Origin of the sequence: Enterobacter cloacae complex sp. SHL022 (assembly GCF_049237785.1) — a bacterium.
Lineage (GTDB): Bacteria > Pseudomonadota > Gammaproteobacteria > Enterobacterales > Enterobacteriaceae > Enterobacter > Enterobacter hormaechei_C.
In genome coordinates this window covers 1-13,178 of the sequence record NZ_JBMKJH010000015.1, presented here as the reverse complement: position 1 = coordinate 13,178, position 13,178 = coordinate 1, and the positions used below count along the sequence as shown (strand labels likewise).

Sequence of the window (13,178 nt, the reverse complement as noted above, 5' to 3'; positions counted from 1 at the left end):
GGGGGCAGCATGCTTAACATCGTCTTATTCGAACCAGAAATTCCGCCGAACACCGGCAATATTATCCGCCTGTGCGCCAACACCGGTTTTCGTCTGCACATCATTGAGCCGATGGGCTTTACGTGGGACGACAAACGTCTGCGCCGCGCGGGGCTGGACTACCATGAGTTTACCGCCGTCGTTCGTCATCACGATTACGCCGCGTTTCTGGGATCCGAAAAACCACAGCGCATGTTCGCCCTGACCACCAAAGGCACGCCAGCGCACAGCGCCGTAAGCTATCAGGACGGGGATTATCTGATGTTTGGTCCGGAAACCCGCGGCCTGCCGGCCACCATTCTGGATGCCCTGCCAGCCGAGCAGAAAATTCGTATTCCGATGATGCCGGACAGCCGCAGCATGAACCTGTCGAATGCGGTGTCGGTGGTGGTGTATGAGGCGTGGCGCCAGCTGGGTTATCCCGGCGCGATACTGCGTAGCTAAAACAGTTCGGGTGGCTTGCGCCACCCGATTCATCGTGTTTAGCCTGCTACCGCGATACGTTTCATATCGGTCATGTAGCCACGCAGTTTCTGGCCCACTTTCTCGATTTCGTGGCTGCGGATCGCTTCGTTAACGTCACGCAGCTGCGCGTTATCAACCGCACCTTCCGCAATCGCCTGGCCCAGATCGCCCGCTTGCAGGGTGGTCATGAACTCTTTCAGAAGCGGTACGCAGGCGTAAGAGAACAGGTAGTTACCGTACTCGGCGGTATCGGAGATCACCACGTTCATCTCATACAGACGCTTACGGGCGATGGTGTTTGCGATCAGCGGCAGCTCGTGCAGCGATTCGTAGTACGCAGACTCTTCAATGATGCCGGAATCCACCATAGTTTCGAACGCCAGCTCAACGCCTGCTTTCACCATCGCAATCATCAGGACGCCTTTATCGAAGTACTCCTGCTCGGTGATCTTGCCGTCGTACTGTGGTGCGGTTTCGAACGCGGTTTTACCGGTCTCTTCACGCCAGGTCAGCAGTTTCTTATCGTCGTTCGCCCAGTCTGCCATCATGCCGGAGGAGAACTCGCCGGAGATGATGTCGTCCATATGTTTCTGGAACAGCGGCGCCATGATGGTTTTCAGCTGTTCAGAGAGTGCGAACGCGCGCAGTTTTGCCGGGTTGGACAGACGGTCCATCATCAGCGTAATGCCGCCCTGCTTCAGCGCTTCGGTGATGGTTTCCCAGCCGAACTGAATCAGTTTTTCCGCGTATGCCGGATCGGTGCCTTCCTCCACCAGCTTGTCGAAGCACAGCAGAGAGCCAGCCTGGAGCATGCCGCACAGGATAGTCTGCTCGCCCATCAGGTCAGATTTCACTTCCGCAACGAAGGAAGATTCCAGTACGCCCGCACGATGGCCGCCGGTGGCCGCTGCCCAGGCTTTGGCAATCGCCATGCCTTCGCCTTTCGGATCGTTTTCCGGGTGAACGGCGATCAGCGTCGGTACGCCGAAGCCACGTTTGTACTCTTCACGCACTTCGGTGCCCGGGCACTTCGGCGCCACCATCACCACGGTGATGTCTTTACGGATCTGCTCGCCCACTTCAACGATGTTGAAGCCGTGGGAGTAACCCAGCGCGGCGCCGTCTTTCATCAGCGGCTGTACGGAACGCACAACGTCAGAGTGCTGCTTGTCCGGCGTCAGGTTCACCACCAGATCCGCCTGCGGGATCAGCTCTTCGTAGGTGCCCACTTTGAAGCCGTTTTCGGTCGCTTTACGCCATGAAGCGCGCTTCTCGGCAATCGCTTCTTTGCGCAGGGCGTAGGAGATATCCAGCCCGGAGTCACGCATGTTCAGGCCCTGGTTCAGACCCTGTGCGCCACAGCCGACAATGACCACTTTTTTACCCTGAAGGTAGCTCGCGCCATCAGCAAATTCATCGCGCGCCATGAAGCGGCATTTGCCCAGCTGCGCCAGCTGCTGGCGCAAGTTCAGTGTATTAAAGTAGTTAGCCATGGGTGATACCTCGTGATGTTGTGTTGTTTATTACTCTATGGATTTCACGTTTTAGGAAGGCGTCAAGTCTGCGAACCCCCAGGAGCTTACTCTGGTAAGTGACTGGGGTGAGTTGACGCAGACAACGCACCTACAACGTGAAAGACGACGAGTAATTTATTGTTCGGTTCGCCTTTCAGCGACAATGTACCCACATTACAACAGGAAATTTATTGCGGAAATTGATATATTCACAACGTCACATTGCAATTTATGCAATGTAAAAAGAGGGAGTGGAATCGGTGGATTTACGCGATCTGAAAATGTTCCTGCACCTGGCGGAAAGCCGTCACTTTGGCCGCAGCGCCCGGGCGATGCACGTCAGCCCGTCCACGCTTTCGCGCCAGATCCAGCGCCTTGAGGAAGACCTCGGCCAGCCGCTGTTCGTGCGCGATAACCGCACCGTCACCCTCACGGAAGCCGGCGAAGAGCTGCGCATCTTTGCCCAGCAAACCTTGTTGCAGTATCAGCAGCTGCGGCACACCATCGACCAGCAGGGGCCGTCGCTTTCCGGCGAGCTGCATATTTTCTGTTCCGTGACCGCTGCCTACAGCCATCTTCCCCCCATTCTTGACCGCTTCCGCGCGGAACATCCGTCGGTTGAAATTAAGCTCACCACCGGCGATGCCGCCGACGCGATGGAAAAAGTGGTCACGGGCGAAGCGGATCTCGCGATTGCCGGGAAACCGGAAACCCTGCCGGGGGCGGTGGCGTTCTCGATGCTGGAGAATCTGGCGGTGGTGCTGATTGCCCCGGCGCTGCCCTGCCCGGTGCGCAACCAGGTCTCGGTGGAGAAACCGGACTGGTCGACGGTGCCGTTTATCATGGCCGATCAGGGGCCGGTGCGCCGCCGCATCGAGCTGTGGTTCCGCCGTCAGAAAATCAGCAACCCGTCGATTTACGCTACCGTCAGCGGCCATGAGGCGATGGTGTCGATGGTGGCGCTTGGCTGCGGCGTGGCGCTGCTGCCGGAAGTGGTGCTGGAAAACAGCCCGGAACCGGTGCGCAACCGCGTGATGATTCTGGAGCGCAGCGACGAGAAGACGCCGTTTGAGCTGGGCGTGTGCGCACAAAAAAAGCGGCTGCATGAGCCGCTTATTGATGCGTTCTGGACGATATTGCCGAACCACTAGCCAGCCAGAAAGAACCTGAAAGCCGGGTTATGGGTTTCGTCATGACATTCATAGCCCAGTTCGTTCAGGCGCGTTTCGAAATCCGGCTCGTGCTCGCCCAGTTCGAACGCCGCCAGCACGCGCCCGTAGTCGGTGCCGTGGCTGCGGTAGTGGAACAGGGAGATGTTCCAGTGCGTGCCGAGCGTGTGCAGGAACTTGAGCAGCGCGCCCGGTGATTCCGGGAACTCGAAGCTGAACAGGCGTTCCTTCAGCGGCTTGGAAGGACGGCCGCCGACCATGTAACGCACGTGCAGCTTCGCCATCTCATCGTCAGAGAGATCGACCACGCTGTAGCCGCCGTCGTGCAGCAGGCTGAGGATCTCTTTGCGCTCCTCCACGCCACGGCTCAGACGCACGCCGACAAAAATGCAGGCATCTTTGGCGTCGGCAAAGCGGTAGTTGAACTCCGTTACCGAACGGCCGCCCAGCAGCTGGCAGAACTTCAGGAAGCTGCCCTTCTCTTCCGGAATGGTCACCGCCAGCAGGGCTTCACGCTGCTCGCCCAGCTCACAGCGTTCGGACACGTAACGCAGGCCGTGGAAGTTCACATTGGCACCGGAAAGCACGTGCGCCAGACGCTCGCCGCGGATATTGTGCTGGGCGATGTATTTCTTCATCCCCGCCAGCGCCAGCGCGCCGGAGGGTTCCGCCACCGCACGCACGTCTTCGAACAGATCTTTCATCGCCGCGCAGATAGCGTCGCTGTCGACGGTGACGATATCGTCGAGATACTCCTGGCACAGGCGGAACGTTTCGTCGCCAATGCGCTTCACCGCCACGCCCTCGGCGAACAGCCCGACGCGCGGCAGATCTACCGGATGTCCCGCGTCCAGCGCCGCCTTCAGGCAGGCAGAGTCTTCCGCTTCAACCGCAATCACTTTGATCTGCGGCATCAGCTGTTTGATCAGCACCGCCACACCTGCGGCTAAGCCACCGCCGCCCACCGGGACGAAAACGCGGTCGAGATGGGCGTCCTGCTGCAACAGTTCCAGCGCCAGCGTACCCTGCCCGGCAATCACCATCGGGTGATCGAACGGCGGCACCCAGGTGAAGCCCTGCTGCTGCGCCAGCTCAATCGCTTTGGCTTTGGCTTCGTCAAAGTTAGCGCCGTGAAGCAGCACTTCTCCGCCGAACCCGCGCACCGCGTCGACCTTGATATCGGCGGTGGCGACCGGCATCACGATCAGCGCCTTCAGCCCCAGACGCGCCGAGGAGAACGCCACGCCCTGCGCGTGATTGCCCGCCGAGGCGGTAATCACCCCGCGTGCTTTCTGCTCGTCCGTCAGCCCGGCCATCATCGCGTAGGCGCCGCGCAGCTTGAAGCTGTGCACCGGCTGCCTGTCTTCACGCTTCACCAGAATGACGTTGTCGAGACGCGAAGAGAGTTTGTCCATTTTTTGCAGGGGCGTGACCTGCACCGCTTCATAGACCGGCGCGCGTAGTACCGCTCTCAGGTATTCCGCCCCCTCCGGGGCGGCGGATAAGGGTTGTGACTCGGCCATCATTAGCCCCCCAGTTTAGATTTATCGCGCACCGCGCCTTTATCTGCACTGGTGGCAAGACTCGCGTAAGCGCGCAGGGCGAAGGAGACTTCACGCTGACGATCTTTCGGCGTCCAGGCTTTGTCGCCGCGGGCTTCCTGCGCCTCACGACGGGCCGCAATCTCCTGGTCACTCAGCTTCAGCTGAATGTCGCGGTTCGGAATGTCGATTTCGATCAGGTCGCCATCTTCGATGATCGCGATATTGCCGCCGCTTGCCGCTTCTGGCGAGACGTGGCCAATGGAGAGGCCTGACGTGCCGCCAGAGAAACGACCATCGGTGATCAGCGCGCAGGCTTTGCCGAGGCCCATCGATTTCAGGAAGGTGGTCGGGTAGAGCATCTCCTGCATGCCCGGACCGCCTTTCGGCCCTTCGTAGCGAATGACCACCACGTCGCCTTCCACCACTTTGCCGCCGAGGATAGCGTCTACCGCTTCGTCCTGGCTTTCATACACTTTTGCCGGGCCGGTAAATTTCAGGATGCTGTCGTCCACGCCTGCGGTTTTCACAATGCAGCCATTTTCTGCGAAGTTACCGTACAGCACGGCCAAACCGCCGTCTTTGCTGTAGGCATGTTCCAGCGAGCGAATGCAGCCTTCGGCGCGATCGTCATCCAGCGTGTCCCAGCGGCAATCCTGCGAGAACGCCTGGGTGGTACGGATGCCCGCCGGACCGGCGCGATACATGTTTTTCACCGCGTCGTCTTTGGTCAGCATCACGTCGTACTGCTCCAGCGACTCCGGCAGCGTCAGGCCGAGCACGTTTTTCACGTCGCGGTTCAGCAGCCCGGCGCGATCCAGCTCGCCGAGAATACCAATCACGCCACCCGCACGGTGGACATCTTCCATGTGGTACTTCTGGGTACTCGGCGCGACTTTACACAGCTGCGGCACTTTGCGGGAGAGCTTGTCGATGTCGCTCATGGTGAAGTCGATTTCAGCTTCCTGCGCGGCGGCCAGCAGGTGCAGAACGGTGTTGGTGGAACCGCCCATGGCGATATCCAGCGTCATGGCGTTTTCGAACGCCGCTTTACTGGCGATGTTACGCGGCAGCGCGCTGGCGTCGTCCTGCTCGTAGTAGCGTTTGGTCAGCTCAACGATGCGCTTGCCCGCGTTAAGGAACAGCTGCTTACGGTCGGCGTGGGTCGCCAGCAGCGAGCCGTTGCCCGGCTGAGACAGGCCCAGCGCTTCGGTCAGGCAGTTCATGGAGTTGGCGGTGAACATCCCGGAACAGGAGCCGCAGGTCGGGCACGCGGAGCGTTCCACCTGGTCGCTCTGCTCGTCAGAGACTTTCGGGTCCGCGCCCTGGATCATCGCATCGACCAGGTCGAGCTTGATGATTTTGTCGGAAAGCTTGGTTTTCCCCGCTTCCATCGGGCCGCCGGAAACGAAGATCACCGGAATGTTCAGACGCAGGGAGGCCATCAGCATCCCCGGGGTGATTTTGTCGCAGTTGGAGATACAGACCATCGCATCGGCGCAGTGGGCGTTAACCATATACTCCACCGAGTCGGCGATCAGCTCGCGCGACGGCAGCGAATAGAGCATCCCTCCGTGGCCCATTGCGATACCGTCATCCACCGCAATGGTGTTGAACTCTTTCGCCACGCCGCCGGAGGCTTCGATTTGCTCGGCAACCAGCTTACCGAGATCGCGCAGGTGCACGTGGCCCGGCACAAACTGGGTGAAGGAGTTCACCACGGCGATAATTGGCTTGCCGAAATCGGCGTCGGTCATTCCGGTGGCGCGCCACAGTGCGCGGGCACCCGCCATATTACGGCCGTGGGTGGTGGTGGCTGAACGATACTTAGGCATGCTTTATTTACTCCCGTCTGACTATTTAATGGGACGGTGCGTGCCGTCCCAAATTTATATTTAGTGATTAACCTGATCCAACCAGCCGTATTTATCTTCTGTCTCGCCGGTGAAGAGGCCAAAGAACGCTTGCTGAATGCGTTTGGTCACCGGGCCACAGCGGCCTTCGCCCACCTGAATGCCATCGACGCTACGCACCGGCGTAATTTCAGCCGCGGTACCGGACATAAACACTTCGTCAGCCAGGTACAGGGATTCGCGGGACAGCACCTGCTCGCGCACTTCGATACCCAGATCTTTTGCCAGCTTGATGATGGCGTCACGGGTGATGCCTGGCAGCGCGGACGAGGTAAACGGCGGGGTGAACAGAATTCCGTCTTTTACTTCAAACAGGTTTTCGCCCGCACCTTCGGAGATGTAGCCATTCACATCCAGCGCGATACCTTCCTGGTAACCGTGACGGCGCGCTTCGCTGCCGACCAGCAGTGAGGACAGGTAGTTACCGCCCGCTTTAGCCGCAGTCGGGATAGTGTTTGGCGCCACGCGGTTCCAGGAAGAAACCATTGCGTCGATCCCCTGATCCAGTGCTTCCGCGCCCAGGTAGGCGCCCCACGGGAACGCAGCAATAATCACATCGGTGTTATAGCCAGCGGGCGGGTTGACGCCCATGCCGACATCACCCACGAAGACCAGCGGACGAATATAGGCGCTGGTCAGTTTGTTCTGGCGAATCACCTCGCGGCAGGCTTCCATCAACTCATCAACGCTTTGGGAGACCGGGAAACGATAAATTTTGGCTGAGTCATGCAGACGCTGCATGTGTTCACGGTGGCGGAACACCACTGGTCCTTTGTGAGAGTCGTAGCAACGGATCCCTTCAAACACGGAGGTGCCGTAGTGCAGCGCGTGGGACATCACGTGAACTTTCGCGTCTTCCCAGCGAACCATCTCACCATTGAACCAAATGTAATCAGCTTTTTTTGTCGTCATTTTTTCGTCCTGTCACGCTTAAGCGCGGATTTGTTGTGATGTGGTTGTGCTCTGGCAGATGGCAACATGGGCAACGTCTACCAGTTTTGATAACTGACTAAACAGTAAGTCGACCGGCCGCGGGCTGGCAACGGTTAATTCGATACTGATGTTCTGTGCGTCGGTAGCCGTTTCCATATTCATAGAGCAAATCTGAAAGCCACGGTGGCGAACCACGCGCAAAACGCGTTCTAACGTTTCCGGGTTGAAGCGAGCCTGCACGGCGACCTGATGTTGCATCATGATAATTTCTCCAGCATTTGTGAGTTACTGGCACCGGGCGGTACCAACGGCCAGACGTTCTCAAGCTCATCGATTGAGACATGAAGCAGGTATGGCCCTTCGCTTGACAGCATGGTGTCGAGTGCCGCTTCAACCTGGTCTTTACGGGTGATGTGCTGGCCAGGAATGCCGAAGGCGCTGGCCAGGGTGAGGAAATCGGGGTTATCGGTCAGGGTGGTTTCACTGTAACGTTCCTGGAAGAACAGCTGTTGCCACTGGCGAACCATCCCTAAACGCTGGTTATCGAGCAACACGATCTTCAACGGTAACTGCTTGCGCTTCACGGTGCCGAGCTCCTGAACGTTCATCATGAAGGAGCCGTCACCGGAGATACAGATAACGGTATCGTTCGGGCGGGCAACCTGTGCACCAACGGCGGCTGGCAGACCGAAGCCCATCGTCCCTAACCCGCTGGACGTGATGAAGTTTTCCGGACGGGTGTAGGTCATGTGCTGGGCAGACCACATCTGATGCTGGCCGACATCGGTCGTCACCACGCTGTCGGCGGGCTTACGGTCGGACAACTGCTTCAACAGCAGCGGCGCGTAGATGGCCTCGCCGGGGTGGTCGTAACGCCAGGCGTGTTCAGCGCGCATATCGGCGGTGTGCTGACGCCATGGGTTAATATCCAGCGGCTGCTCCAGGGCCGGTAACAGCGCGTTAAGATCGCCCTGCAACGCGACATGCGCCTGACGCAGTTTGCTCATCTCCGCCGGGTCGATGTCCATATGGATCACTTTGGCGTTCGGCGCGAAGGTATTCAGCTTGCCGGTAACGCGGTCGTCAAAACGCGCGCCGACGGCGATGAGCAGGTCGCATTCCTGCACCGCCAGGTTTGCCGCTTTGGTACCATGCATCCCCAGCATGCCCAGATAGTAGGGGTAATCAGCATCTACCGCACCCAACCCTTTCAGCGTGCAGGTGGCAGGCATTTGCGTTGCCGCGATAAATTCGCGCAGTGCAGGAACCGCCTGCGCCATACCTACGCCACCACCAACGTACAGCATCGGTTGTTTGGCCTGCGCTATCATCTGACGCGCCTCTTCCACCTCTGCATGCGGGAATGCATCATCGCTTTTCACGGTAGAGAAATGCGGTTCCAGATCGCCGAGTGCAACCTGGATATCTTTCGGGATATCAACCAGAACCGGGCCAGGACGGCCAGAGCTGGCAACCTCGAACGCTTCGGCCATCACCCGCGGCAGCTCTTCAAGAGACTGAACGAGGAAGCTGTGTTTGGTGCAGGCCAGCGATAAACCGAGCACATCCACTTCCTGGAAGGCATCGGTGCCGATGAACGGAGAGGCAACCTGTCCGGTGATCGCCACCACGGGTACGGAGTCGAGCAGCGCGTCAGCCAGGCCGGTGATCAGGTTCGTTGCGCCGGGACCTGAGGTGGCCATACAGACACCGGTTTTACCGGTCGCACGGGCATAACCGATGGCGGCCATCGCTGCGCCCTGCTCGTGTCGGCACAAGAGGTGTTCCACGCCGCCGTCATACAGTGCATCGTAAATCGGCATAATTGCGCCACCCGGATAACCGAATACGGTTTCGACTCCCTGCGCGCGCAACGCATGTACTACCCATTGTGCCCCATTCATAGTTAGTTCCCCGTCATAAATCGGGAGAAACAGAATTTTGTGCTACTTGTCATTCTCTGCTCCTCATTTCCGTTTTTTAGTCATAAAAAAACCCCCGGACCTTTCGGTGCGGGGGTCTTAGTTCGTTAAGGCTTGATTTCTAAGCCTTTCCTCGTCCAAGTGCAGCCCCGCACGGTGGGATAATAATCACCACCACGCTAATCACGACCAGGCTAATCACTCGTAGAAGGGCTGTCATTTTCAGTTCTTTTTGCATCTTGTTCGAAGGAATACCTAAAGAGTTACCACAGATATTTCATCTGACACAAGATTTTTTTATGACCTGTTTCTGTAGCAGGCGAACTATTTCTTTCAAAATCGTTGTTTTATATAGGAAAAAAATAGAAATGAAGATTTTTCATTTTTTTTGTCCTGTTTCATCAGGCAAGGCGCGCATGATTCCTTTTCTGCGAGGCCGATTCCACCGACATGTAATGATTACATTTAGGCGCTAAAAGGCTGGAACGAGCGCCGTAATTCAGTGAATGAGCGCTAAACAGGAAAAAATGATGCTGGCATAGTCACCGCCAAGGAGGGCTTATGTCACTGTCAGTTGTTTATACACGCGCGGCCATCGGCGTGAAGGCACCGCTTATTTCTGTAGAGGTTCATTTAAGTAATGGACTGCCCGGACTGACGCTGGTCGGCTTACCAGAAACGACCGTTAAAGAGGCGAGGGATCGCGTGCGCAGCGCAATTATTAATAGCGGTTATGCTTTTCCGGCGAAGAAGATCACCATCAACCTTGCGCCCGCCGATTTGCCAAAGGAGGGAGGGCGATATGATTTACCTATTGCTATAGCGCTTCTCGCGGCTTCTGAACAGCTCAATACGCCAGGGCTAAGCTCGTGCGAGTTCGTGGGTGAATTAGCGCTTACAGGCGCGTTAAGAGGCGTTCCCGGAGCAATCTCGGGTGCGCTTGAAGCCATACGCGCGGGAAGACAAATCATTGTGGCCAATGAAAATGCCTCTGAAGTAAGCCTTATCGCCGAAAAGGGATGTCTTGTCGCGGGACATTTGCAGGAGGTTTGCGCCTGGCTGGAAGGCCGACACGAGCTTGCCGAGCCGCAGGAGAATGACGAGGTGGCGCCAGATTCGCCCGAGGATCTCAGCGATATTATGGGTCAGGAACAGGGTAAACGAGCGTTAGAGATAACGGCCGCGGGTGGGCATAACCTGTTACTGATAGGTCCGCCAGGCACGGGGAAAACGATGCTGGCGAGCAGATTGAGCGGCCTGTTGCCACCCCTCAATAATCACGAAGCGCTGGAAAGCGCCGCGATATTTAGCCTGGTCAGTTCTACGTCGCTGCATAAACAGTGGCGCCGCCGTCCCTTCCGCTCTCCACACCACAGTGCGTCTCTTACCGCGATGGTGGGCGGGGGTTCGATCCCCGGGCCGGGTGAAATCTCACTGGCGCACAACGGCATTCTGTTTCTGGATGAATTGCCAGAGTTTGAACGCCGCGTGCTGGATGCATTGCGGGAGCCGATTGAATCCGGCGAAATCCATTTGTCTCGTACACGGGCCAAATTAAGCTACCCTGCGCAGTTTCAGCTGGTCGCCGCGATGAACCCTAGCCCTACGGGTCATTATCAGGGCAATCATAACCGCTGTACGCCGGAGCAGACACTGCGCTATCTGAGTAAGCTGTCCGGCCCCTTCCTCGACCGTTTTGATTTATCTCTCGAGATCCCCCTGCCCCCGCCCGGTCTGCTGAGGCAAACCGGTATTAAGGGCGAAAGCTCAGCAACTGTGCGTGAACGGGTTATTGCGGCGCAGGCGCGGCAGTATGTTCGTCAGAACAGGCTGAATGCCCGGCTGGATAACAGCGGGATCCGACAGTTTTGTTCTCTCAACGCTGAAGATGCGGGCTGGCTGGAAGAGACACTGACGCGGTTTGGGCTATCCATTCGCGCGTGGCAGCGTTTGTTGAAAGTTGCGCGCACGGTCGCCGACGTGGAAGGCTGCCCCGGAATAGAGAGGCGGCATTTGCAGGAGGCATTAAGTTACCGTGCGATCGATCGGCTGCTGTTGCATCTGCAAAAAATGCTGGCGTAAAAAAAAAAGGGGCCGTAGCCCCTTCTCTTCTTAATCGTCAGACTCGGTGTAGTCTTCTGCACCTTCCATCTGCGGCTTGCCGCCAGACAGCGTATGGAAACGCTTAGGACGCTTAATGCGAGCCATATACTTGATCCATACACGTTCTGCATCAGACTGCGGCTCACGCTCACCACGGCAAACAGAGACAAACTGTTTTTCATCTTCGGTTGCCGGTTCACGTTTACCCAGATCCAGCTCGTTAAAGGCATAACCATGGCGCTCAAGAAGTTGAGCTTCTTTGATAGTGAAATCGCCGTGACGAGAGAACCCGCGCGGATAATGTTTATTGTCGAAAAAACGATTAGTCGTCGTAAAGCTTTCCGCCATCCTACACGCTCCTAATTCTTTGGCCGAGCTATTTATGGCGCGGAGTATTAGTTACGCTTGACAGAGTGTAAAACAAAACATTTAAATCATAACGACAAATAATTTTGCGGAGAAAGATGTGGATACGGAATTGCTAAAAACTTTCCTCGAAGTGAGCAGAACGCGACACTTTGGGCGAGCAGCTGAAGCCCTCTACCTGACGCAGTCAGCAGTCAGTTTTCGTATTCGACAGCTGGAAAATCAACTGGGTGTGAACCTTTTTACCCGCCATCGCAACAATATTCGTTTAACCCCGGCCGGTGAAAAGCTATTGCCTTATGCAGAAACCCTGATGAATACCTGGCAGGCAGCGCGGAAGGAGGTTGCGCACACCTCCCGGCATAATGAATTCTCGATCGGTGCCAGCGCTTCACTATGGGAATGCATGCTCAGCCAGTGGCTTATGCGGCTATATCGCTCACACAACCATCTGCAATTTGAGGCGAGGATTGCGCAACGCCAGTCGCTGGTTAAGCAACTCCACGAGCGGCAGCTTGATCTCCTGATCACCACAGAAGCGCCCAAGATGGACGAATTTAGCAGCCAGATTGTTGGACAGTTTAGCCTGGCGCTCTATGCATCCGAGCCTGCAATGATGAAGGCCGACCTGAATTATTTACGCCTGGAATGGGGGCCTGATTTTCAGCAGCACGAGACGGGGTTAATTGCCAGCGATGATATCCCGCAACTCACGACAAGCTCTGCGGAGATCGCATGCCAGCATCTTCCCGCATTGAAAGGCTGTACATGGTTACCTGTTCGCTGGGCGGATAATAAACCCGCACTCCATGTTGTCACCGATTCGACAACTCTCTCCAGGCCGCTGTATGCCATTTGGCTGCAAAACAGCGATAAGCAGTCGCAGATAAAAGATCTGTTAAAAACCAGCATACTGGATTAACGCAAAAGCCTGCGGAAACGCAGGCTGCTTATTCTTCAGGAAGGTGTTGAGCTGTTTTGCAGGCAAAAAAAAATCCTTTGCCGAAGCAAAGGATTCTATATGGCAGGGGCGGAGAGACTCGAACTCGCGACACCCGGTTTTGGAGACCGGTGCTCTACCAACTGAGCTACGCCCCTAAAGTTTTTGCCATTAAGCCTGCCGAAAGGGCAGGCTTAATGTCTTAATAAGTGGCGGAACGGACGGGACTCGAACCCGCGACCCCCTGCGTGACAGGCAGGTATTCTAACCGAC

13 protein-coding genes and 1 tRNA gene are annotated in these 13,178 nt (G+C 56.9%); 4 read left to right on the top strand and 10 right to left on the bottom strand.

Annotation, left to right across the window (positions count from 1 at the left end):
- The first annotated feature begins 9 nt into the window (after positions 1–9).
- Entirely contained in the window at positions 10–483 is a 474-nt protein-coding gene (trmL, locus tag ACOTZD_RS21655; RefSeq protein ID WP_003860178.1) for a tRNA (uridine(34)/cytosine(34)/5-carboxymethylaminomethyluridine(34)-2'-O)-methyltransferase TrmL, read from the top strand.
- 38 nt (positions 484–521) lie between these two features.
- Here the strand turns inward: trmL and ilvC are convergent, their stop codons facing one another.
- Complete coding sequence (gene ilvC, locus ACOTZD_RS21650; RefSeq protein WP_006808634.1) at positions 522–1,997, bottom strand: ketol-acid reductoisomerase; 1,476 nt, start codon at positions 1,995–1,997, stop codon at positions 522–524.
- Positions 1,998–2,278: 281 nt separating this feature from the next.
- Between ilvC and ilvY the strand changes: the two genes are divergently transcribed.
- Complete coding sequence (ilvY, locus tag ACOTZD_RS21645; RefSeq protein WP_022652050.1) at positions 2,279–3,169, top strand: HTH-type transcriptional activator IlvY; 891 nt, start codon at positions 2,279–2,281, stop codon at positions 3,167–3,169.
- Here the strand turns inward: ilvY and ilvA are convergent.
- From ilvA to ilvL, 7 genes are all read right to left on the bottom strand, one after another.
- Positions 3,166–4,710: a threonine ammonia-lyase, biosynthetic gene (ilvA, locus tag ACOTZD_RS21640; protein WP_026094330.1), complete on the bottom strand. Its 1,545-nt coding sequence runs from the start codon at positions 4,708–4,710 to the stop codon at positions 3,166–3,168. The two genes, ilvY and ilvA, sit on opposite strands and share 4 nt — an antisense overlap.
- Positions 4,711–4,712: 2 nt before the next feature.
- Positions 4,713–6,563 carry a dihydroxy-acid dehydratase gene (gene ilvD, locus ACOTZD_RS21635; RefSeq protein ID WP_174402482.1) on the bottom strand — a complete coding sequence of 617 codons (1,851 nt, stop codon included), beginning with the start codon at positions 6,561–6,563 and terminating at the stop codon, positions 4,713–4,715.
- Between the two features lie 60 nt (positions 6,564–6,623).
- Positions 6,624–7,553, bottom strand: coding sequence for a branched-chain-amino-acid transaminase (gene ilvE, locus ACOTZD_RS21630; RefSeq protein WP_003860182.1), 930 nt, complete (start codon positions 7,551–7,553; stop codon positions 6,624–6,626).
- 18 nt (positions 7,554–7,571) lie between these two features.
- Positions 7,572–7,835 carry an acetolactate synthase 2 small subunit gene (gene ilvM, locus ACOTZD_RS21625; RefSeq protein WP_003860184.1) on the bottom strand — a complete coding sequence of 88 codons (264 nt, stop codon included), beginning with the start codon at positions 7,833–7,835 and terminating at the stop codon, positions 7,572–7,574.
- Positions 7,832–9,478, bottom strand: coding sequence for an acetolactate synthase 2 catalytic subunit (gene ilvG / locus ACOTZD_RS21620; protein WP_127675593.1), 1,647 nt, complete (start codon positions 9,476–9,478; stop codon positions 7,832–7,834). Before ilvG ends, ilvM begins: the two co-directional genes overlap by 4 nt.
- Before the next feature lie 2 nt (positions 9,479–9,480).
- Positions 9,481–9,531 carry a peptide IlvX gene (ilvX, locus tag ACOTZD_RS21615; protein ID WP_192930497.1) on the bottom strand — a complete coding sequence of 17 codons (51 nt, stop codon included), beginning with the start codon at positions 9,529–9,531 and terminating at the stop codon, positions 9,481–9,483.
- Positions 9,532–9,617: 86 nt separating this feature from the next.
- Entirely contained in the window at positions 9,618–9,716 is a 99-nt protein-coding gene (gene ilvL, locus ACOTZD_RS21610) for an ilv operon leader peptide (RefSeq protein ID WP_001311244.1), read from the bottom strand.
- A gap of 341 nt (positions 9,717–10,057) precedes the next feature.
- Between ilvL and ACOTZD_RS21605 the strand changes: the two genes are divergently transcribed.
- Entirely contained in the window at positions 10,058–11,578 is a 1,521-nt protein-coding gene (locus tag ACOTZD_RS21605) for a YifB family Mg chelatase-like AAA ATPase (protein ID WP_022652053.1), read from the top strand.
- 30 nt (positions 11,579–11,608) lie between these two features.
- Here the strand turns inward: ACOTZD_RS21605 and ACOTZD_RS21600 are convergent, their stop codons facing one another.
- Complete coding sequence (locus tag ACOTZD_RS21600) at positions 11,609–11,947, bottom strand: DUF413 domain-containing protein (protein WP_006808641.1); 339 nt, start codon at positions 11,945–11,947, stop codon at positions 11,609–11,611.
- Between the two features lie 118 nt (positions 11,948–12,065).
- On the opposite strand from ACOTZD_RS21600, the gene hdfR reads away from it, so the two are divergent.
- Positions 12,066–12,887: an HTH-type transcriptional regulator HdfR gene (gene hdfR / locus ACOTZD_RS21595; RefSeq protein ID WP_003860190.1), complete on the top strand. Its 822-nt coding sequence runs from the start codon at positions 12,066–12,068 to the stop codon at positions 12,885–12,887.
- Positions 12,888–12,987: 100 nt separating this feature from the next.
- Here the strand turns inward: hdfR and ACOTZD_RS21590 are convergent.
- A tRNA-Trp gene (locus tag ACOTZD_RS21590) sits at positions 12,988–13,063 on the bottom strand.
- Positions 13,064–13,178: the final 115 nt, after the last annotated feature.

What these genes read in the sequence shown, in the direction of transcription:
- trmL (WP_003860178.1), top strand. Translation starts at nt 10, where the DNA reads ATGCTTAACATCGTCTTATTCGAACCAGAAATTCCGCCGAACACCGGC.
- ilvC (WP_006808634.1), bottom strand. Translation starts at nt 1,997, where the DNA reads ATGGCTAACTACTTTAATACACTGAACTTGCGCCAGCAGCTGGCGCAG.
- ilvE (WP_003860182.1), bottom strand. Translation starts at nt 7,553, where the DNA reads ATGACGACAAAAAAAGCTGATTACATTTGGTTCAATGGTGAGATGGTT.
- ilvA (WP_026094330.1), bottom strand. Translation starts at nt 4,710, where the DNA reads ATGGCCGAGTCACAACCCTTATCCGCCGCCCCGGAGGGGGCGGAATAC.
- ilvD (WP_174402482.1), bottom strand. Translation starts at nt 6,563, where the DNA reads ATGCCTAAGTATCGTTCAGCCACCACCACCCACGGCCGTAATATGGCG.
- ilvM (WP_003860184.1), bottom strand. Translation starts at nt 7,835, where the DNA reads ATGATGCAACATCAGGTCGCCGTGCAGGCTCGCTTCAACCCGGAAACG.
- ilvG (WP_127675593.1), bottom strand. Translation starts at nt 9,478, where the DNA reads ATGAATGGGGCACAATGGGTAGTACATGCGTTGCGCGCGCAGGGAGTC.
- ilvL (WP_001311244.1), bottom strand. Translation starts at nt 9,716, where the DNA reads ATGACAGCCCTTCTACGAGTGATTAGCCTGGTCGTGATTAGCGTGGTG.
- ACOTZD_RS21600 (WP_006808641.1), bottom strand. Translation starts at nt 11,947, where the DNA reads ATGGCGGAAAGCTTTACGACGACTAATCGTTTTTTCGACAATAAACAT.
- ACOTZD_RS21605 (WP_022652053.1), top strand. Translation starts at nt 10,058, where the DNA reads ATGTCACTGTCAGTTGTTTATACACGCGCGGCCATCGGCGTGAAGGCA.